This is a genomic window from Terribacillus sp. JSM ZJ617 (genome assembly GCF_044383785.1).
GTDB lineage: Bacteria > Bacillota > Bacilli > Bacillales > Amphibacillaceae > Terribacillus.
In genome coordinates this window covers 348,175-369,080 of sequence record NZ_JBISEQ010000003.1, presented here as the reverse complement: position 1 = coordinate 369,080, position 20,906 = coordinate 348,175, and the positions used below count along the sequence as shown (strand labels likewise).

General features: G+C 43.7%; 21 protein-coding genes and 1 pseudogene. 11 read left to right on the top strand and 11 right to left on the bottom strand.

Annotated elements, in window-relative coordinates:
- Positions 1-20 precede the first annotated feature (20 nt).
- From ilvC to ACH6C1_RS13365, 6 genes are all read left to right on the top strand, one after another.
- Positions 21-1,067 (top strand): ketol-acid reductoisomerase, encoded by a 1,047-nt coding sequence (gene ilvC, locus ACH6C1_RS13390; RefSeq protein WP_095222946.1) that lies wholly within the window; start codon positions 21-23, stop codon positions 1,065-1,067.
- Positions 1,045-2,586, top strand: a complete 1,542-nt coding sequence (locus ACH6C1_RS13385; RefSeq protein WP_374077790.1) for a 2-isopropylmalate synthase — start codon at positions 1,045-1,047, stop codon at positions 2,584-2,586. The genes ilvC and ACH6C1_RS13385 overlap by 23 nt, the downstream gene beginning before the upstream one ends.
- 24 nt (positions 2,587-2,610) lie before the next feature.
- On the top strand, positions 2,611-3,696 hold the full coding sequence (gene leuB / locus ACH6C1_RS13380) for a 3-isopropylmalate dehydrogenase (protein ID WP_374077788.1): 1,086 nt from the start codon (positions 2,611-2,613) through the stop codon (positions 3,694-3,696).
- 17 nt (positions 3,697-3,713) lie between these two features.
- On the top strand, positions 3,714-5,129 hold the full coding sequence (gene leuC / locus ACH6C1_RS13375) for a 3-isopropylmalate dehydratase large subunit (protein WP_374077785.1): 1,416 nt from the start codon (positions 3,714-3,716) through the stop codon (positions 5,127-5,129).
- Between the two features lie 12 nt (positions 5,130-5,141).
- Positions 5,142-5,723: a 3-isopropylmalate dehydratase small subunit gene (leuD, locus tag ACH6C1_RS13370; protein WP_374077783.1), complete on the top strand. Its 582-nt coding sequence runs from the start codon at positions 5,142-5,144 to the stop codon at positions 5,721-5,723.
- A 62-nt stretch (positions 5,724-5,785) separates the two neighbouring features.
- The gene (locus ACH6C1_RS13365) at positions 5,786-6,727 is read left to right on the top strand and encodes a threonine/serine dehydratase family protein (RefSeq protein ID WP_374077781.1); all 942 of its coding nucleotides are present in this window, start codon (positions 5,786-5,788) and stop codon (positions 6,725-6,727) included.
- A gap of 30 nt (positions 6,728-6,757) precedes the next feature.
- On the opposite strand, the gene ACH6C1_RS13360 is transcribed toward ACH6C1_RS13365, so the two are convergent.
- On the bottom strand, positions 6,758-6,922 hold the full coding sequence (locus ACH6C1_RS13360; protein WP_095217437.1) for a type II toxin-antitoxin system antitoxin: 165 nt from the start codon (positions 6,920-6,922) through the stop codon (positions 6,758-6,760).
- A gap of 12 nt (positions 6,923-6,934) precedes the next feature.
- Positions 6,935-7,774: an SPFH domain-containing protein gene (locus tag ACH6C1_RS13355; RefSeq protein ID WP_374077778.1), complete on the bottom strand. Its 840-nt coding sequence runs from the start codon at positions 7,772-7,774 to the stop codon at positions 6,935-6,937.
- Positions 7,775-7,899: 125 nt separating this feature from the next.
- On the opposite strand from ACH6C1_RS13355, the gene ACH6C1_RS13350 reads away from it, so the two are divergent.
- Positions 7,900-8,688 carry a serine/threonine protein kinase gene (locus ACH6C1_RS13350; protein WP_374077776.1) on the top strand — a complete coding sequence of 263 codons (789 nt, stop codon included), beginning with the start codon at positions 7,900-7,902 and terminating at the stop codon, positions 8,686-8,688.
- A gap of 296 nt (positions 8,689-8,984) precedes the next feature.
- Here ACH6C1_RS13350 and ACH6C1_RS13345 read toward each other — a convergent pair whose 3' ends face one another.
- Positions 8,985-9,356: a thioredoxin family protein gene (locus tag ACH6C1_RS13345; RefSeq protein ID WP_374077774.1), complete on the bottom strand. Its 372-nt coding sequence runs from the start codon at positions 9,354-9,356 to the stop codon at positions 8,985-8,987.
- A 99-nt stretch (positions 9,357-9,455) separates the two neighbouring features.
- On the opposite strand from ACH6C1_RS13345, the gene ACH6C1_RS13340 reads away from it, so the two are divergent.
- Positions 9,456-10,487 (top strand): LCP family protein, encoded by a 1,032-nt coding sequence (locus ACH6C1_RS13340; protein ID WP_374077772.1) that lies wholly within the window; start codon positions 9,456-9,458, stop codon positions 10,485-10,487.
- A gap of 15 nt (positions 10,488-10,502) precedes the next feature.
- Here the strand turns inward: ACH6C1_RS13340 and ACH6C1_RS13335 are convergent, their stop codons facing one another.
- The 8 genes and pseudogenes from ACH6C1_RS13335 to ACH6C1_RS13300 all read right to left on the bottom strand — a co-directional run bounded on the left by ACH6C1_RS13335 (position 10,503) and on the right by ACH6C1_RS13300 (position 18,396).
- Positions 10,503-11,384, bottom strand: coding sequence for a diacylglycerol/lipid kinase family protein (locus tag ACH6C1_RS13335; protein WP_374077837.1), 882 nt, complete (start codon positions 11,382-11,384; stop codon positions 10,503-10,505).
- A gap of 126 nt (positions 11,385-11,510) precedes the next feature.
- The gene (locus ACH6C1_RS13330; protein ID WP_374077770.1) at positions 11,511-11,720 is read right to left on the bottom strand and encodes a DUF6366 family protein; all 210 of its coding nucleotides are present in this window, start codon (positions 11,718-11,720) and stop codon (positions 11,511-11,513) included.
- A 72-nt stretch (positions 11,721-11,792) separates the two neighbouring features.
- Positions 11,793-13,496, bottom strand: coding sequence for a Yip1 family protein (locus ACH6C1_RS13325; RefSeq protein ID WP_374077768.1), 1,704 nt, complete (start codon positions 13,494-13,496; stop codon positions 11,793-11,795).
- A gap of 60 nt (positions 13,497-13,556) precedes the next feature.
- Positions 13,557-13,976, bottom strand: a complete 420-nt coding sequence (locus tag ACH6C1_RS13320) for an RDD family protein (protein ID WP_374077765.1) — start codon at positions 13,974-13,976, stop codon at positions 13,557-13,559.
- A gap of 222 nt (positions 13,977-14,198) precedes the next feature.
- Positions 14,199-14,684 carry a DinB family protein gene (locus ACH6C1_RS13315; protein WP_374077762.1) on the bottom strand — a complete coding sequence of 162 codons (486 nt, stop codon included), beginning with the start codon at positions 14,682-14,684 and terminating at the stop codon, positions 14,199-14,201.
- A 693-nt stretch (positions 14,685-15,377) separates the two neighbouring features.
- Positions 15,378-16,766: pseudogene (locus ACH6C1_RS13310) on the bottom strand (glycoside hydrolase family 30 protein); the annotation flags it as partial.
- 288 nt (positions 16,767-17,054) lie between these two features.
- Positions 17,055-17,942, bottom strand: coding sequence for a TIGR01777 family oxidoreductase (locus ACH6C1_RS13305; RefSeq protein WP_374077760.1), 888 nt, complete (start codon positions 17,940-17,942; stop codon positions 17,055-17,057).
- A gap of 16 nt (positions 17,943-17,958) precedes the next feature.
- Positions 17,959-18,396, bottom strand: coding sequence for an immunoglobulin-like domain-containing protein (locus ACH6C1_RS13300; protein WP_374077757.1), 438 nt, complete (start codon positions 18,394-18,396; stop codon positions 17,959-17,961).
- 266 nt (positions 18,397-18,662) lie between these two features.
- Here ACH6C1_RS13300 and ACH6C1_RS13295 point away from each other — a divergent pair, with 266 nt between their 5' ends.
- The 3 genes from ACH6C1_RS13295 to ACH6C1_RS13285 all read left to right on the top strand — a co-directional run bounded on the left by ACH6C1_RS13295 (position 18,663) and on the right by ACH6C1_RS13285 (position 20,872).
- Positions 18,663-19,724, top strand: a complete 1,062-nt coding sequence (locus tag ACH6C1_RS13295) for a YeeE/YedE thiosulfate transporter family protein (RefSeq protein ID WP_374077754.1) — start codon at positions 18,663-18,665, stop codon at positions 19,722-19,724.
- 15 nt (positions 19,725-19,739) lie between these two features.
- The gene (locus ACH6C1_RS13290; RefSeq protein ID WP_095222928.1) at positions 19,740-19,964 is read left to right on the top strand and encodes a sulfurtransferase TusA family protein; all 225 of its coding nucleotides are present in this window, start codon (positions 19,740-19,742) and stop codon (positions 19,962-19,964) included.
- 155 nt (positions 19,965-20,119) lie between these two features.
- Entirely contained in the window at positions 20,120-20,872 is a 753-nt protein-coding gene (locus ACH6C1_RS13285) for a PAS domain S-box protein (RefSeq protein ID WP_374077750.1), read from the top strand.
- The last annotated feature ends 34 nt before the right edge of the window (positions 20,873-20,906 follow it).

Sequence of the window (20,906 nt, the reverse complement as noted above, 5' to 3'; positions counted from 1 at the left end):
TGGAGAGGAATGACGAGATCATGGCAAAAGTTATCTATCACAATGACATTCAAGAAGAGGTATTAAAAGGAAAGAAAATCGCAGTAATCGGTTATGGCTCTCAAGGCCATGCTCACGCGCAAAACTTGAAAGAAAGCGGATTTGATGTTGTTGTCGGAGTAAGGCAAGGTAAATCATGGGATCAAGCAGTCGAAGACGGACATGATGTGCGTTCTGCTTTTGAAGCAGCTCAAGCAGCGGATATCATCATGATGCTTGTTCCGGATGAGCTGCAGCCTGCTATCTATAAAGAAAGCATCGAGCAGAATCTGGAAACTGGAAATGCCCTTGTATTTGCACATGGTTTCAACGTTCACTTCAACCAAATCGCACCTCCATCCAATGTGGACGTATTTCTTGTTGCACCGAAAGGCCCGGGTCATCTTGTCCGCCGTACGTACACAGAAGGCGCTGGCGTTCCTGCCCTATTCGGTATCTACCAAGATGTCAGCGGAACTGCAAAAGAAATCGCATTGGCATATGCGAAAGGTATCGGAGCAGGTCGTGCTGGAATTTTGGAAACAACATTCCAGGAAGAAACGGAGACAGATTTGTTCGGTGAGCAGGCAGTCCTTTGCGGCGGACTTACAAGCCTTGTCAAAGCTGGCTTTGAAACATTGACAGAAGCTGGTTATCAACCAGAAGTTGCCTACTTTGAGTGTCTGCATGAGTTGAAACTGATCGTCGATCTTATGTACGAGGATGGTCTGGAGGGAATGCGTTACAGCATCTCTGATACAGCTCAATGGGGTGATTTCGTTTCTGGTCCGCGAGTTGTCAATGATGAAACAAAAGCTCGTATGAAAGAAGTGCTGGACGATATCCAAAACGGTACATTCGCGAAAGGGTGGATCTTGGAGAACCAGGCCAACCGACCACAATTCAATGCAATCAATGCCAGAGAAACAAATCACCAAATCGAAACAATTGGGCGCGAACTCCGCGAATTGATGCCATTCGTCAAACAAGGCAAGAAAAATCAATCCGCTGAGGAAGTGATTGTCCATGGCTCAAATAAAATTTTTTGATACAACACTGCGAGACGGCGAACAGACACCGGGAGTCAATCTAAACAAACTGGAAAAGGTTGAAATTGCCCGACAGCTGGAACGCCTCGGAATGGATGTATTGGAAGCGGGCTTCCCCGCTTCCTCCGAGGGTGATTTCCTCGCTGTACAGGAAATTGCCAAGACCATTAAAACTACCGCTGTCACAGCATTGGCCCGGGCAAAGAAAAGCGATATTGATACCGCCTGGGAAGCATTGAAGGGTGCAGAGCAGCCAAGAATTCATGTATTCTTGGCCACCTCCCCTATCCATATGGAATACAAGCTGAAGAAAACACCTGAGGAAGTGCTTCGAACAGCTGTTGAGATGGTTACTTATGCGAAGGAACGGTTCCCGATTGTCCAATTTTCTGCAGAAGATGCTTCCAGATCTGAACTTCCCTACCTTGCCGAAGTTGTTGAGGCTGTCATAGATGCTGGTGCGACGGTTGTAAACTTGCCTGATACTGTCGGTTATGCGACACCTGCCGAGTACGGCAGAATGTTTGCTTATATGAAGGAGCACGTTCCGAATATCGAAAAAGCAGATCTATCCGCACACTGCCATGATGATTTGGGAATGGCTGTAGCCAATAGCATTGCTGCTATCGAAAACGGCGCAACTCAAATTGAAGGAACGGTTAATGGCATTGGAGAACGTGCAGGAAATGCTGCCCTAGAGGAAGTCGCGGTTGCCCTTCACATTCGTAAGGATGCGTATGAGCACTCCTCCCGCCTCATTCTGCATGAAATCAAACGAACGAGCAGCCTCATCAGCAAATTGACGGGCATGACGGTGCCAGGAAACAAAGCAATCGTCGGCGATCACGCCTTTGCTCATGAATCTGGCATCCACCAAGACGGAATGCTGAAGCATGCAGAAACCTATGAAATCATTACGCCGGCACTAGTCGGGATGAATGCTACCAATCTAGTACTTGGAAAGCATTCCGGACGACATGCTTTCAATACTAGAATCGCAGAACTTGGTTTCACACTATCTGAAACACAGCTGCAGGAAGCATTCGACCGCTTCAAGCGCCTGACAGATAAAAAGAAAGAAATCACGGATGATGATCTCTTTACCATTGCACTAGATGTCCAGACAAAGCATGATCCAGTGAAAACGTATGAAGTGAAAGCCCTTCAAGTAACAATGGGTCCGCAAAATCTGCCCACTGCAACAATTGCCCTGCAGACTCCGGATCATGGCATCAAGGAAACCGCCCGGACCGGTCATGGAACAGTCGAGGCTATTTATAATACATTGGCTGCTTTGATCGATGAAAAAGTAACACTTACTGACTACCGCATTCATTCTGTCGGAAAAGGCGAAGATGCTCTCGCTGAAGTACATGTACAGCTTCAAGTGGACGGTGATCCCTTTACCGGCCGCGGCACGGCGAATGATGTGCTGAAGGCGTCAAGCCATGCCTTTGTCAACGGCGTGAACCGCGCTTTGCGTGCCGCAACTATGAAAAAGGTTCAAGCATTAATTTAAACCCTGACCTGGAGAGTGTTAACTATGCATAAAAACATCGTACTGCTTCCGGGAGATGGAATTGGTCCTGCTGTGACAGAAGCTGCGGCTTCCGTCCTGCAGCAAGTGGCCGACATCTTTTCCCACAACTTCAGTTTCACAAGTAAAACGATTGGCGGTGCAGCCATAGATGTATTCGGGGAACCGCTGCCAGCAGACACCCTTCAAGCTTGTAAAGAATCAGATGCCATTTTACTTGGTGCTGTAGGAGGACCAAAATGGGATCAGCAGCCTCCTCATCTGCGGCCCGAAAAAGGGCTGCTCCAGCTGCGCAAGGGTCTGGGTCTATTTGCAAACCTTCGTCCCGTCAAAACCTTTCCTTCCCTGCTTGCTAGTTCTCCGCTCAAGCAGGAAATCGTTGAAGGCAGCGATTTATTGATTGTAAGGGAGCTGACCGGAGGACTTTATTTCGGGCTACCAAGCGAACGCCGTGAAGGTGGTCAAATCGTTGTCGACACCTTGCATTATGAAAAAAGCGAAATCGAACGGATTGTCGATACAGGTTTCCAGAGCGCAATGCTCCGGAATAAGCGTCTAGCCTCCGTCGATAAAGCAAATGTACTCGAATCCAGCAAACTATGGCGTGAAATCGTTGATGAAAAGAGAAAGGACTATCCGGAAGTAACGGTTGAGCATATGCTCGTGGATTCTACTGCTATGAAACTCATTACAAACCCAACCTATTTCGATGTTATTGTCACTGAGAACCTATTCGGCGATATCCTGAGCGATGAAGCATCCGTGCTTACCGGGTCTCTGGGCCTCCTCCCTTCTGCCAGCCTGCGTGAGGATCAGCTCGGTTTGTATGAGCCAGTGCATGGCTCCGCTCCGGATATAGCCGGCAAGGATATTGCCAATCCGCTTGGAGCGATTCTTTCAGCAGCCATGCTGCTTCGGTATTCATTCGGAATGGAAAGAGAATCCGACGCTGTGGAAGCAGCTGTAGATAATGTACTGCAAAACGGATACGGAACAACCGATATGCAGGTGGATCCAGAGAAAATCGTCGGTACGAAAGAAATGACTTCTCTTGTCATCGAACAGCTGACGACAGCAAAAGTGAGTTCTTAAGAAAGGACCTGAGAACAATGAAGCAACCAAAGACGATTATCGAAAAAATCTGGGAAAAGCACACTGTTGTACAGGAAACGGATAAGCCGGATCTTTTGTATATTGATTTGCACCTTGTGCACGAGGTAACATCCCCGCAGGCTTTTGAAGGTCTGCGCCTGGCAGGTCGCAAAGTACGGCAGCCAGAACGCACCTATGCCACAGTTGATCACAATGTACCGACAATCCACCGTCCGCTGATTCGTGATGAAGTTGCACGAAAACAAATGGAAACGCTGCGTACGAATTGTGCCGAATTTGGAATCCGCCTAGCTGACATTGACCATCCTGATCAAGGTATCGTGCATGTCATTGGCCCGCAGCTCGGGCTGACGCAGCCTGGTAAAACAATAGTATGCGGCGACAGTCATACTTCCACCCACGGTGCATTCGGTGCTCTGGCATTCGGAATCGGGACGAGTGAAGTAGAACATGTGCTTGCTACTCAGACACTTTGGCAAAACAAACCAAAGACGCTTAATGTGCATATTGAAGGATCATTAGGAACAGGCGTGACTGCGAAAGACTTGATCCTGGCCATCATTGGTAAATTCGGCGTCAAATTCGGAACCGGCTATGTGCTGGAATATACCGGCAAAGCTATCCAAGAGTTATCAATGGAGGAACGGATGACCGTTTGTAACATGTCCATAGAAGCTGGTGCCAGAGCCGGCCTGATCAGCCCGGATGAGACGACGTTCGAATACTTGCGCGGCAGAAGATATGCACCTGAAGGTTCTGATTTTGATGCTGCTGTCTCTGAGTGGAGAAACCTTGCTACTGACGACGGCGCTGTTTATGACCATACCGTATATTTGGATGCATCAGAAATAGAACCGCAAGTGACATGGGGAACAAACCCTGGTATGTGTCTGCCGATATCTGCAAGCGTACCAGACCCGGCACTTATCGAGGATAGGGATGAAAGAGCTTCTGTCGAACAGGCCCTTGCTTATATGGGCTTGGAGGCAAACCAACAGCTGACTTCCATTGAGATCCAGCATGTATTCATCGGCTCCTGTACGAATTCGCGGATTACAGACCTGCGTAAAGCTGCAAGTGTCATCAAAGGAAGGAAGGTCCACCCTTCTGTCCGTGCGATGGTCGTTCCCGGCTCTTTCACAGTCAAGATGCAGGCAGAACAAGAAGGCTTGGACCAAATTTTCCAAGATGCAGGATTCGAGTGGCGTGATGCTGGCTGCAGTATGTGCCTGGCAATGAATGAAGATGTCGTGCCAGCAGGCGAACGCTGTGCTTCAACGTCGAATCGAAATTTCGAGGGGCGTCAAGGAGCTGGAGCTCGCACACATTTGGCCAGCCCGGAAATGGCTGCGGCGGCAGCAATCGAGGGGCGATTTGTCGATGTCCGGCAGGTAGTCGCACCAACTGTGTAAGGAGGATAGAAAATGGAACCTATCAAAACGCATAATGGTCTTGTCTACCCGTTGCCAAAACGTAACGTCGACACTGACCAGATCATACCAAAGCAATTTTTAAAGCGCATTGAACGAGCAGGTTTCGGGCAATTTCTCTTTTATAACTGGCGTTTCGATGAAAATGACAAGCCGCGTACAGACTTCTCCTTGAATCAGCCGAAATATGAAGGTGCATCTGTTTTGGTCGGCGGTGACAACTTTGGCTGCGGCTCATCACGCGAGCATGCTCCTTGGGCTCTTTTGGACTATGGTTTCAAAGTGATCATTGCGCCGAGTTTTGCCGATATCTTCTACAACAATACAACTAAAAACGGGATACTTGCAATCCGTCTTTCCGAGGAACAAGTAGACTATTTGCTCGATCAGGCAGAAAAGAATGCTTATACCCTGACAATAGACCTGGAAAAACAGAAAGTATATGATAAGCTAGGTTTTGAGGCAGGCTTTGACATTCCTGCCTATAATAAACATATGCTTTTAAATGGACTAGACGAGATCGGCATTACGTTAAGTTATGCTGATCAGATAACACAATTTGAACAAACACATTAAAGGAGTGTGAAGGCATTGGGGATTGCTTAAGTCAGAAAAAGATACAAGCAGCAACAGCTTATTTGAAGGATTTGGTACATCACACGCCAATCAGGACATCCACTTCATTGGACAAAATGATGGGCAGGAACGTATATCTGAAGATGGAGAACCAGCAGAAGACAGGTGCCTTTAAAGCACGCGGGGCCATTTTTAAAATTGGCAGCATGAGTGAAGACGACGCAAAGCGCGGTGTTCTTGCTGCTTCTGCTGGCAACCACGCACAAGGTGTCGCTCTCGCAGCAGCAAAACGCGCTATTCCAGCTAAAATCTATATGCCAATTCATACTCCGAAGCCGAAAGTAGAAGCAACTAAAAGCTATGGTGCAACGGTTGAGTTAGCCGGTGAAACTTTCCAGGAGGCACTATTTGCTGCCCAAAAGGAACAGCAGCATTCTGGAGGTACTTTCATCCATCCTTTCGATGACATCGATATTATCGCTGGACAGGGCACGATTGCCGTAGAAATGCTGGCCGATCAGCCTGAACTCGACACGCTCATCGTTCCGATAGGGGGTGGCGGCCTGATAAGCGGTATCGCTTTTGCTGCCAAACAGATCAAGCCTTCTATTCGCGTCATCGGTGTGCAAACAGAAGCTGTGTGCGCAACCTACCATGCGTTCCACAAACATTTGATACCATCCCTCCCTTGCACGACAATTGCGGAAGGGATTGCTGTCAATGAGCCTGGCAAGGTGACATTGCCGCTGATACAGCAATATGTGGATGATATTGTCACTGTTTCAGAGCGTGAAATCGCTGCTGGTGTCTTACAGCTGCTCGAAAGGCATAAGACGCTCGCTGAAGGTGCCGGCGCCGCTGGCTTTGCGGGACTGATGCGCCATCATCAAAGTATACGTTCCGAACATTGCGGAATCGTCATCAGCGGTGGGAACTTCGATCTTCATAAGCTGTCTGAGCTGCACGCACTTACTATGCATCTCCCCGCCAACAGCATGGCATAAGAAAGAGCAGGAAGCCTTTTGCTTCCTGCTCTATTTTTCTTTTTCCGGCTTCAGTCTGCCAGCTTGCTTCAGCTGCTCACGAAGTAAATACTCAATTTGAGCATTCACACTGCGAAAATCATCGTCTGCCCATTTCTGCACCATATCATAGATATCCTGGTTGATGCGCAACGGAAAACTCTTCTTTTTTGCCATAAGACCCCTGCTTTAATATAGTGATCCATTGTTCACGACGGGCTGTGTCCCGCGATCGGAAACAATGGCCACCATCAGATTGTTCACCATCTGCGCCTTGCGCTCTGGATCCAGTTCCAAATCGCCTTCGTTCAATGCTTCCACAGCATCCATCGACATACCGACTGCACCTTCCACAATCATTTTGCGGGCAGCAATGATTGCTGCCGCCTGCTGACGCTGCAGCATCGCTTGGGCAATTTCTGTTGAGTAAGCAAGATGCGTGAAACGTGCTTCCATCACTTCCACGCCTGCTTCATTCAGACGTGCTTCCAATTCTGCCTGTAGTTTTCCAGTAATTTCATCCCCATTCTCACGCAGAGAATAACCGGATTCGTTGAAATTGTCATAGGGATAATTTGAAGCGATATGACGGATTGCTGCTTCACTTTGAATAGCGACGAATTCTTCGTAATCATCTACATTGAATGCTGCTTTTGCTGTATCTACTACACGATACACAATCACTGCAGCTATTTCAATTGGATTCCCTTCTATGTCGTTTACTTTTAGTGTCTTGGAGTTGAAGTTGCGAATACGCAAAGTGATTCGCTGTCTCGTAGTAAGAGGGATAGTCAGGAATAAACCATTGGCACGGATTGTACCGATATACTTACCGAAGAATGTTACAACGTAGGCTTGATTAGGAGGTACAATCACGATTCCGGTTACCAGCAATACAGCAACAAGGAAGAGAATGACTGCTACAACGACACCCTCCTGTGTCAAACTGAAAATACCAGCACCCGCACAAGCAAGGATGATCAGCACCCCGAGGAAACCATTTAAAGCAGCAGCTTGCTTTTCTTTCATACACGTCACTCCTACATTTTAATATTAAAGTGATATCACTTTAATATTATTATATATTCTGACAACATACTTTGCAACCCGGAGACAAGTCTATATACTTAAAGAAAAAAGATCGGGGAATTCACATGTTATATCAGGTCTTCAGACCATTTCGATTATTGCATCGCTACCTTGTCGATAAAAAATATCCTAAAGGAGCGTATATCGCCGAGAGATACCGCGTCATCCGTAAACTTGGTTCCGGCAGCTATGGTACTACTTATCTGTGCGTTGATAGCATCCAGCAGAAGACATGTACAGTGAAACAGCTTCGGCGCAGCCGTCAGGGCCGGAAGAAATATTTCCGTATGTTCCAGCAGGAATATGAGTTGCTCAGCAAACTCAAGCACCCTTCCATTCCGGCTGCCAACTCCTTTTTTCATACAGAGGATGGTTATTTTTTCGTGATGGATTTTGTTTCTGGTGAAAATCTGGAACAGCATATCTTTGATACAAAAAAGCAATATAACGAAAAAGAAGCACTTGCACTGACAATCGATATAGCTCAAGTTGTAGACCACCTGCATACACATCGTATCTACCATGGTGATATCCGAATACCGAATGTCATGCTTGCAGATGGACATGCTTTTCTCATCGACTTTGGACTAGCGAAACAATTCAGAAGTACAAGGAATTCTGAGGAGCAGAGTCGTCTGGAACAGGATCTGTTTGATTTAGGTGACATCCTGCTTTATCTTTTGTACACCACATTTGAAAAAACAACTAAAAAAGCCCTCCCTTGGACGGAAGAGCTCACTTTGACACCCGCATGCAAGCATGTGCTCGAAAGATTATTAGGCATCAAGGAACCTTTCCCTTCTGTGTTTGAAGCGATTGATTCCTTGAGAAAAGCAAAAGAAGCAGCAGATTAACTGCTGCTTCCATATCCACGGCGTTTATACCGGCTGCTGCCGCCATAACGGTTGCGACCGTAGCCGCTGCTGCCGCTAGAGCCACGGCGTCCTCGATAACCACTAGAGTCATAGCGACGTCCTCGATGCCCGCTGGAATCATATCTTCTCCCGCGGCGATGGCTGCTCCCACCGGCGGATTCCTGTATTTTACGGATGAATTTCTTGAACATAGATTTCCCTCCCTAAATAACAACTTGTCTATTAACGCAAATGATACCATGTTAGTTTCAAGAAGTACGTTTCTTTACAAATTCTTAATAATTTGTCAGCGAAATGAGTCTTTCCACTCTAGCCTCGAAATCTTCCATCCGAATAAACCGGCCTTCTCTGATCTGTTCTTTCCCTTCTGCAAATACCAGGATAGTCGGTGCTCCAAATGCAAGAAATTTCCCTGTAACTTCCGGCACCTCACTGGCATCTGCATATCCAAGTTCTACTTGTGGATGAGTCTGCAGCATATCCTCCATTCGCGGCAGCAAGGCCTGACAGACGCTGCAGCCTGGTGAGGATATGAATAAGACAGCAAGTCTATTCGTACTGATAAAACCTTCCACATCGTCGATGCTATGCAACTTCATTCCATCCACCCGCTTTTCGTTGTGTTTTCCTCCATCATATAGAATCATACCCCTTGATGGCGAATGATATGATATAGTAGACTCTGGGGATATTCAAACATATTTTGACAAAATTCTGGATTAGCAGATTAAAGGAGAAACATATATATGGCAAAAGACGATAAACAGGAGTTGCGCCGCTCACAGAAAAAGCGGAAGAAATCCCGCAAGAAGCGCGTTATCCGCAATATATTTATAATTGTATTGCTTTTGATTCTCATTCCGGCAGCATATGCTGGTTATCTTTATGTAAAAGCAGGTAATTTGGCCAATGATTCTTTCGTAGATGATGGCCGGGACAAATCATCCCTTCGCGACAGTGCAGTAAATCCTGCCGAAGATAGTGTCAGCGTCTTGTTCATCGGATCTGATTCAAGCCAAAAACGGGAACAGGACAATATCGGTAAACGCTCCGATACGATGATTCTGGCTACCTTCAATAAAGATGATAAAAGCATTAAAATGCTTAGCATTCCGCGTGATACGTATACCTACGTACCTTATCTAGAACGCAACACGAAAATAAATGGGTCGTATAACGGCGGTCCTACGGCAACAGTGGAAGCAGTCGAAGAACTGACTCAGGTTCCAGTAGACTATTATATCGATGTAAACTTCGAGGCATTCATCAGCGTTGTCGAAGCACTAGATGGAATTTCAGTTGATGTACCTTATGAACTGGAAGAAATGAACTCCAAAGATGAAAAAGGTGCCATCCACCTACAGCCAGGTGTCCAGACGTTGAACGGGGAAGAAGCACTTGCACTTGCCAGAACAAGGAAGCAAGATAGTGACTTTGCCCGCAGTGAACGTCAGCAGCAAATCATTGAAGCAATGATGGATAAAGCGACGGACATGAGTTCCGTTCTTAAATATTCCAGTCTTTTGGATGCAGTCGGCAGCAATATGCAGACAAATATGACGTTCGATGAGATGAAGAGCTTCATTTCTTACGGTGTGAACAATAAATTAACAGTAGAAAGCCTGAAGCTCGAGGGCCAAGGCGGAAACGGAATTGTCCCTGGTTATAGCGCCTATGCTTTCCTTCCTGATGCAACATCATTGGCTAATGCTACGCAGACGATGCGTGATCAGTTAGAGCTTCCTGCTCTTGATAATACCTCTACAACCTCGCCTTAAAAAAGGCGAGGTTTTTTATGTCTCTTTTGGTACGACGACACGAATTTCCCCGGGTAAAACTTTGGCTTCAAAAGGCAGCGGCTCCCCTTCATCTCCATCTATATTGACCACAAGCTCTGTATCGGAAGCAACGCTGATTTCATCCGCTTGAAAGTAGGCAACTTGTTCATTGGCAGCCAAATTCCCTTTAAAAATATCAGGTATCAGCTTGACCGCTTTTGTAATGGACAAATCATTTAAAATGAAGACATGAAACAAATGATCATCCACTTCAGCTTGCTCGGCAAACTTTTCGAAACCAGCTACAGAATTTGTTAGTGCAATAAGCATCATATATGCCTTATCATTATAAGCTTCCTTTTCACCTTTATGGACATTGATGCGGAAGGGTGTCTTATCTCGGAATGCTTTTGCACCTTCCAACAAATAAGCAAAATGGCCATATTTGCTTTTCTCCTCCGGGGTGACATCATATACTGCTTCGGCAATTACCCCTACAGCTAAAACGTTCATAAAATAACGATTATCTAATTTACCAATGTCTACTGCTTTTATGTGGTAGTCCTCGAGTAAAGCTAGTGCCTGCTCCGGTTTTCGTGGTATTTGCAAAGCACGAGCAAAGTCATTCACTGTGCCGAGCGGGACAAAAGCAAAATTGGGCTGCTGTTCCTTTTCGGCCAATCCACTGATACACTCGTTTATCGTGCCGTCCCCGCCCATCGCAAGCAGGGTTTCATATGTACCATCACAAGCGGAAGCAGCAAATTCGGTTGCATCCCCCTCTTTTTCGGTATACCTTACTACCACTTGTTCGTGCCGCTTGCCAAGTAGTCCTACAGCTTGTTCCTCATATTGCATCGCTTTTTCCTTCCCTGATGAAGGATTGATAATAAGCATTGCCCGCACAGCTTCCGCCTCTTTCTCTTTTTTCTATCTTATACCCCTAACTGGAAGATCATGAAACAAATCGAATTACTACAAAATGAAAATAAGCATCAAAAAAGACCTCCAAAAGAGGTCTTTTTAATTTAAAAATATAAATGCAAGGAAGCCAATCAGGATAAGCAGAATGACCCCAATTACTTTCCATCCTATACCGCCTGCCAAATCAGCAAGGTTTCCATTTTCAACTCTGTTGAACGCATCACTGACAATTCCTGCTGGATTTATTTTTAATTCTTCTTGTCTCAATCGTTCTCTTTTCATCTCTGGAGTTTCTCTCTCTTTAATCATAACAGCACTCCTCTTTCAATTCTGCTTTTTTAAAAAAAGCCAGCTTTCTAGATGAAAGCTGGCTAAGATAAGTTAATTTAATCCGTCAATCGTAATCTGCTCAATGGTGGCGGATGTTGCACCATCCTGCATTGCAGCCTCAAAGCTGACTTGATCTCCTTCTTTTAGGAAGATTGCATAGGGTGCATCTGTCGAATTAATGCTGTAAATAACATCCTGGTCCTTCAGCAAGAATTGAATTGTTTTCGCCCCGGCATTGTCCGAGGAAATATAGAGACGGTTCACTTCCCCGCTCACTTGCTGGTTAGGAGCGTCTCCTGTGGATTCTGCTGTACTTGTGTCTGCACTAAGCTGGAGTCGATACGCCTCTAACGTACTTTTAGCATTATCTCCAAACACAACATAGTCAGAATCTGCTGCCCGGACGTATGCATACTGCTTGAAAATACCATTGGAATCGAGCACACTGATGACCCAGGTCGGATTACCGTCTATATTGTAGAGTACGGGCATTTTTCCTTCCCATTTTTTCTCAGGGTATTCCTTCTCCACCACTTGCACAGCACCAGAGGAATCCATGATGCCATTGTTCTTCTCACCACCAAAGAATGTGACTTCCCCTGTCCGGCCATCGACCATTGAGTAGCCAAGGGCAGAGTCGATATTTTCTTTCGGTGATTTGAAATCGGTGAAATACTGAATGCTGCCATCTTCAGAGAAGACAGCTGTCACGCCATGCTCCGTTCCGTTGTTGTTCGGAATCTTCACGCCGGCTTTCCCGAAGTGTCGGTTCCAAAAACCGCCGCTGTATTCGCCATAATACGTATTAAGCTTACTGGCCATTTCTGGTGATATTGTGTTCTCAATAAAATCAGGCGCTTGATCAGCGTCATAAATTTTTGACTCTCCGTTGTACGGGTTCACAACGACAACCTGAATATCATCGCCGTTTGCTTTTTTGGTGAAAAGCTTCGGCTGGTATACTGTCTGAATGTACCATGCTTTTCCTTCTTCATCGACTTCCAAGCGTGCGTCTCCCTCCTGGATGTAGGAAGGGTAACGGGAGTAAATAATCCGCTGCAAATCTTTATGGAAGTATGCCGATGGTACATAGGATAATTTATTTTCCACAAATTCAGGCTGTGCCCCAAGATCTGTCGCGTCAATGACAAAGTAGCCGGAAGTCTCTCCGCCTTTCAGCCATTTGAAGAAACCGTCAAATTCCACTGGCGCGATGTATTCATTCGTCCCGCCAACAGTTTGCGTCTGAAGGCTGCCGAGATGATAGAGCTGTGTATCCGGTACTACGCTCATCTTCTTGTTCATTTTGTTCCGGACTGAGCTCGGCGCAATTGCTATAGGTGTCTTATCTTCATCAAGCGGTTTTGCTTCTTCCTCTGTTGATTTAACTACGTGGTCATACGTAGACTGATAAACTGCAAAATTAGCAATCACACAAACAACTGCTCCGATAATAATAACTGCTAATAGTATTGCCGCAAGTGGAACACCTGCATTTTTCGATTTCTTTTCTGCTTTTTTGCTTGCAAGAAGCGGAAAAGCGGCAAAGAAAATACCGATTGCGTTCAGCCAAAGGATATTTTGGATTATGAACGCTGGTAACACGAAATAGATGATAATGACTAGTACGATGTAAGCAGCAATACCTGTTGCCACGTATTGCTGGAGCTTTGCCTTTCCTCCTCCAGCTGCCAAGTCAGCCAGAGCGATCAGGATAAAGCCAGCAAGACTGGCTAAAGCAATTAAAAAGATCATGCTGTTCCTCCTTTTGATGTCGTAATACCTATACGGTATAAAGGAAGAAAAAGTTTCATCTCATCGCGTGTGTATTACATATGTACCGCCAATCAAATCATGAAGCCCCCGCCTATCCTCCATCACAAGCACCATAACAGCACTAATCAGTAAGGATATACCTAAAGTAACTAATACCAGCAGTCCATTGCCTACGACCTCTCCAAGAATCATGTTGGTAAACGTGACATCTCCTCCGTCTGTTCGTTTGATTTTAATTCCCATTAGCCGCTTTCCAATGACATATCCTTTCCATAGAACAGGAAGTACTGTCAAATATATAACATATCCAATATCCCATAAGGAGCCATCTGACCATTCAATAGAAAATTCCCTCTGTATAAAGTAGAGCAGGATACTGATAGGAATAATAAGAATAAACATGTCGATGATACTAGCGAAAAACCTGATTCCAAATCCTGCACGATTAAATTCATACATTAAGATAACTCCTCCCAAAAATAATTTTAACATATAATTCCATTTATTGATGCAGCTAAAAAGGAAGCTGGACATAAGCGTTTTGGCAAACAAAAATGGACCTGCTGGTGAATAGAATAGTTCACCAGCAGGTCCATTTTAAAAATATTTAAAGTCTACTGCTAGTTAAGTAGGTACTTGCGCCATCTACACATAACTTTTCGAAAGCCATTACATGCAGTGTTATTTATTGAAGTAAGAAGTAAGACCTCGCCCTATGAAGTTTGCAGAAACTGGGCTTTTTCCGATTTCCCTTGCCCATATTGATAATTGCCCTATATGATGAATTTCATGAGCAATAATATGTCGCATGACTTCACCCCAAGTATCCGTTACAACTCTTCCATCTGATAAGGTATCGTAAAATATACGTCCCTCCATATTAGCATCCCATTTGTTAACAAAGCTTTCTACTTCTAAATGAAGATCAGCGTTTAATTCTCGAACCTTTTTCAAGCTCTTATAAGCATCGAAACTGTCCTGGAAGTCGGTTTTGTCTTGTATGAGACGTATCCAGCTCCATTCGACATCAACTATATGGAAAAGTGTATGTAATATACTTCCCTTTCCACCCGTGCGGTCTAGTAGCAGTTCTTCTTCATTCAACTCTTCACACCATTGATACCATTCTTCTCTAACCATCCAGTTATATTTAAAAAATAATTGCAAAGAAAACCCTCCCAGTTTGGAGATAATTAAACGGTGACAAAATACCAGAGCAATACCAAACATTACATAACTACTTTTTCTGCATGCCTTTGTTGAATTCCTTGTTTAATTTATTTGCCCTATGAGAAGGTAAAGTAATACAAGAGGACACAAATAAGCAATTAAACTGCCATCTAATATCTATTGAAGATAAAAAGGACTGCTTTAAAACCAGTCCTTTAATGGATTACTTGTTTATTTCAGTTGTTTTAGTTCAAATCTGTCGAATGCAGCCCAATTACCGGCTTTTGCGTCAGAACATACTCCAATTTCAAGCTGTCCATTTGAGACCCGAATATCATCGATTTTGTACTTTGTATAATTTGTTACCTCTCTTGAGCCTATTTCAGTTATTTTCTTAGTTTCGCCGTAATCTGTTGCATAGAAGTGAAGCTTGTTCTGACCACCACCTGAGCGAACCCAAACGCTTGCCTCATAGGTTCCATCTGGTATGTTTTCTACCGTTTGTGCAGTCCGCTGTTGATAAGCATCCGAGTGCCAGTGCGTAAGTTTGTAAACTCCAGTAAAAGGTTCATCTGCATCTGCTTTGTGTGCTGAAACACCGTTATTCCATTCCATCCACTGATTTAATGTTCCTGTTTCAAAGCTGCTGTTTTCAATCAGGTTATCGTCTTCCTGAGGAGAAGGACGAGGCCACTCATAGGTCCCTACCGTTCCTGCCGGCAATGCTGCAGTAAATTGCTTGCCTTCTGATACAATTCGAAACTTTTGGGCTTTGTCAGTCTGGTTGATAACCACTGTTACGATAGAGTCGTCAGGATTAAGGAATGAGACATTTGTAACCGAATCACGAGATCCGTAGTTACTGTCAATCCGCTTCGCACCACGATCTACAAACTTCGAGTAATTTCCAGTCATATAATAAATCGGTATTTTCCAGTACTTATTTACGTTATCTGCATTTTGAATCAACATTGTTGGATCGGGTGTACCAATCCAATGGTGAGTGCTTATGTCGCTATCAAGCATCGTTACCCATGCATTGTAGCTTGCTGCACCGTTTCTGAAGTATTGAGCAATTCGGTCTGCTCCAGCAGTACCCCAGACAGATCTTTCGGTAAGATGAATGCTTTTATCCGGAAAAGCCCGGCTAATTTCTCCCATTGCTTTAGGTTCACCAGCATAATCGTGAAATGCGATTCCTGCTATTGATTTATCTGCCGTTCCGTCCTCGAAAACGGTTGAAACGTAATCCCAAGCTTCATTGAAGTTATGATCAAATGTCCATAGTTTTGTATCTAAGTGATGGGCATCCAGTTCGTTTCGGAGTAAAACTGCCAGTTCTCTTTGCTGTTCCGGCGGCATGTACATACTAGGATAATCGATTTCAAGCAGCGGTTCATTTTGCATAGTCATCGCATATATCGGAATTCCCTGTGCTTCATATGATTGGACAAATTTCCGATAATAAGCTGCAAGTACTTCTGTATTCTTATCTTCTAACCGCCCGCCTATCAAACTTTTATTTGTTTTCATCCAAGCAGGCGGGCTCCATGGTGAGGCAAATATTCTGATGTCTGGATTGATCTGTAATGCTTCCTTTACTGTTGAGACAATATTTAGATCGATATCACGCTGAATGGAAAACTCGCTTAGATCATAATCCGTCTCCGTAATAGGAATATCATTATAGGTATAAAATGCATCTTGTGCGGTAAAATCCGAAGTTCCAATCGTAAGCCGGATAACATCCATCCCTATTCCTTTCTTCGGATCAAACAGATCTTTCAGCACTTGCTTCCGCTTACCTGGTGCCATTTTTGACAAATTGTAGATCGATGATTCCTCTAAAGAAGTACCAACTCCAAGCATCTCCTGGTACTGCTTGTCAGGGTCTACAAAAATCGTCGTTCCGTCAATTTCCTTTTCTTCTGTTATGTCGATAGATGGCTGCTGATCCAGCTTATACGTGATTTCTTTCGGTCCCTCGTACCAGCTTCTGTCAGCTGGAGCATTTTCCGAGCTGAACCATACCTTCACTTCTTCTTGCTTAGATTTGGCAAGCGTAAAGCCTGGATTCATTGAAATGATAAGAACAGTAATAAGAACAATGAAAAATGGTTTCGACAATCTTTTTATAACATGCATTGTCTTAATCCTTCCCTTCAATTGCTGTTATAAGCCTTACTCTATCTTCATTCATCATAATATTAAAGCGCTTACATTTAATAGGTACCAATATCCCGAATTATTTACCAGATTATTTAGCAGTCGAAAAATAAAAGAACCTCTGCAGAAGTTCTTTAAGCAAATCAGTATACATCTCAACACGGAATAAACATCAGAATACTATTCATTCTTCCGGTCTATTCATGTATGCAGAATGTCTTGTAAAGTATGGCCAAGTGTTTTAAATCTGAAGTTATACCCTTCACGTTCCAATCGGTCAGGTATAACCCAACGGCTCTTCAGAACCAACTCTGGTTCAGTCCGAATGAAAACGGATCCAATCTCCAGCATCCATTTAGGAGCAGGCAAGCCGAATGGAGTATTCAATTCCTTTCTCAGTGTATGCATCAATTCACGGTTTGTAACAGGTTGCGGTGCAGAACAATTGAAAACGCCGCTCAGGTGTTTCTTTTCTCTTAAGAAAAGTATGATTTGAAATAAATCTTCGATATGTATCCAGCTAAACATCTGCTTTCCCGAGCCTTGTATCCCTCCCAATCCGAAACGGACCAAATTCCGATACGGGGTCATGACTCCTCCATCTTTACCTAGAACAATAGCAATGCGCAAAGCGACCTGCCTTGTTTCGGACAACCTAAACGAAAAGAATGCATCCTCCCATTTCGTGGCAACATCGACTGAGAACCCTGAACCAATTTCTCCATCAGCTTCTGTCATCGGACGATCCTCCGCATGACGATAGATGGTGGCCGTACTGCTATTAATCCAAAGTTCAGGAGGATTGCTGCAGGACTGGACAGCCTCACCCAATATCTTAGTAGTAGTAATCCTGGAATTCATTATTTCCTGCTTATTCGTTCCATTGTATCGGCAATTAACAGATTTCCCAGCGAGGTTGATGAGAAGTTCAGCATCTTCCAATGTTTCTTGAATGGATAATTTATCATCCCAGTGGATGTGTTGTTTTTGCCTTGAGATAATACTGACCTCATAACCTAATTCCTGAAATCTCTTTTGAAAGAATTCCCCGATAAATCCTGTTCCTCCAGCTATGACCACTTTTCTCATATTTATTACTCCTCGCTTATCTATCAATTTTGAAATCATCATACAATAAAATCCCATCTCCTTCTGAAGACAGAACCTTTATTATGCGGTAATCACCCTTTGGAAAGCTGTAATTGAAAGCATCGAATGATGCAAAAAAACTGGATTCAGAACCAGGATCAATGATTATGCCATCCTCATGAAAACCCACATTGTCTTTAAGTGGTATCTGTAACCATTCTTCTTTCTTCTTATCATACTTTTCAAGTACATATGCACGACCTATAGCAATGGGAAATTCACTATTGTTTTTTATACGAAAATTAAAGCCATCTTCCGTTTTAATGTTATCAGCTTCTATTTCGAGCAGTACGTCCTTTGCAGACGTCAACTCATCTGCATACTTACTTGGCTCAAGCTCTGTCTCACAACCAGCTATAAAGATCAATAACAATAGAAAAATGATTTGCTTCACAATAATCCCCCTCCATAAGCAAACTTTATCATAGTTATACCCTTACAAAAATACCCAATTCAAATTAACCAATCGTCGATATGATGAATACGCATCACATCAAACAGACCGCAGAAGCTATAAAGCTGATCGGTTCTACGTGTACCCTTGTTCGTTTCATTTGTTTTACGAATAAATTTCAGTATAAAAAATTAGGGGTTGATTCCGAAGTAGCTAAACATTATTATAAAACCTATAGAAATACTCGGAATAAGAGAGGTGCTTCCATGCTTCAAATGATCTTAACAGGTTTACTATGCGGGTCGTTGCTTGGATTTGTGATGCAACGTGGTCGTTTTTGTTTAACAGGCGGCTTTCGTGACATGTATTTATCGAAAGATAATCGCATGTTTTACGCACTATTAATCGCAATAGCTATCCAAAGCGTTGGCGTTTATACATTGATAAGTTTAGGGGTATTCGAATTTAATGCTGGTTCACTGCCGATTGTTGCTGTAATCATTGGATCCTTTATTTTCGGTATCGGTATTATCTTTGCTGGCGGATGTGCCACAGGTACTTGGTATCGCGCAGGAGAAGGATTAATCGGCAGCTGGATTGCATTGGCTGGCTATATGCTTGTAGCTGCCATGATGAAAACAGGCGTTTTGCTGCCACTGGACACAGCAGTAAAAGAAGTACAGGTAGAGTCTAACTCAATTGCCGCAACATTTGGTTTGAATAACTGGGTTTTAATAGCTATTCTTGTCGTGATTGTCGGGTTTGTTGTTTTCCGCACTCTAAGAAAACCAAAAGTCAAAATTCCCGGGTTAAAACCGAAGAAAACCGGTCTTGCACACATTCTTTTTGAAAAACGCTGGCATCCATTTGTCACTGCAACTCTTATCGGACTCATCGCTATACTTGCTTGGCCTTTAAGTATCGCTACCGGTCGGATTGCCGGATTAGGAATTACAACTCCTTCTGCTAATATTCTGCAATACTTAATTACAGGGGAACTAAGCTTTATCAATTGGGGCGTATTCCTTGTACTCGGTATTTTCTTAGGTTCTTTATTTGCTGCAAAAATGAGTGGTGAATTCAGATTCAGGCTGCCTGACCTTAAAACGACGATCAATAGTTTTAGCGGCGGATTGATGATGGGCTTTGGAGCAGCTTTAGCCGGAGGCTGTTCGATTGGGAATGGTCTAGTTATGACTGCAATGATGACATGGCAAGGATGGATATCTCTAGGGTTCATGATGTTAGGTACATGGACTGCGTCATACTTTGTATTTGTACGTCCACGAAAAAAGGCTAGTCAAACTACACAAGCAGCGACTGCTTAAAAGGAGTGTATAAGAATGAAAAAAACATTGGAAGTAATGGGGATGGTTTGTCCATTCCCGCTAGTAGAAGCAAAAGAAGCAATGAAGGAAATTCAAACAGGCGATGAGCTGGAAGTTCAATTTGACTGTACACAAGGTACTGAATCCATCCCACGCTGGGCTGCCGAGGCAGGTCATGAAGTAACGGCATATGAACAATTAGGCGAAGCTGCCTGGACTATTACAATAAAAAAGAAATAAAAAAGATTGCAGAGAAACTTCTATATTCTCTGCAATCTTTTTCTATTAAATGAAGTGACAATCCGCAACAATACTCTTTGTGGACCCGAGGCAAAAACTACTTAACTTGTTAACGTACTCAAAGTTCTCTATACTTTCACTAGGAGGGGATAATAATGAGTGAAGACATATCGAAGATTAATTACCGCGAAGTTATTGAGTATTCATTGGATCCCTTAATTGTACATACAGATCTAAAGATCATTTATGTCAACCATGCGGCTGAATTATTCTTTAATGGAAGAAGAGAAGATATCATTGGAGCTAGCCCGTTAGATATTTTTCATGAGAGTTCTAAATCAGCGATTCGAAAAAGAATTCAGTCGGCTTATGCTAAGCCTGCAGAAGTGATAGAAGAATCCATCTTCAAGCTGGACGGTACAACTGCAGATGTGGAGTTATATTGTCACCCGGTCTTGATTGAGGATACGAAGGCCATTCAAACTTATGTAAGAGATATCTCTGAGAAAAAACTAACGGAGAGAAAAAGCCAGGAATTGATGAATCAAATCAATGAACTTTCAGCTACTCTCGTGCCTCTTTTAAACGGAATAGCCATTCTTCCTTTAGTTGGTTCAATTGACGAGGAGCGGGCAAAACATCTTTTGAATCTTGTTCCTATTAAAGCGAAACAACAGAATGTACACTCTTTGATTATTGATTTCTCAGGTATCTTGCAATTAGACAAAGTTGTAACAGATTATCTCTTCAAGATTAATCACGTTCTCTCTATGCTTGGTATAAAGTCTGTCTTTACCGGCATGAGACCAGAGCTTGCGATAGAAGCAGTTGAAATGGATATCAGCTTGTTATCATCACCAACTATGTCTACAGTAAAAGATGCTTTGGATTACCTAGGCGTGCATTAATTCGGACTTCTTCTTTATATCTTATTAAGCAGTT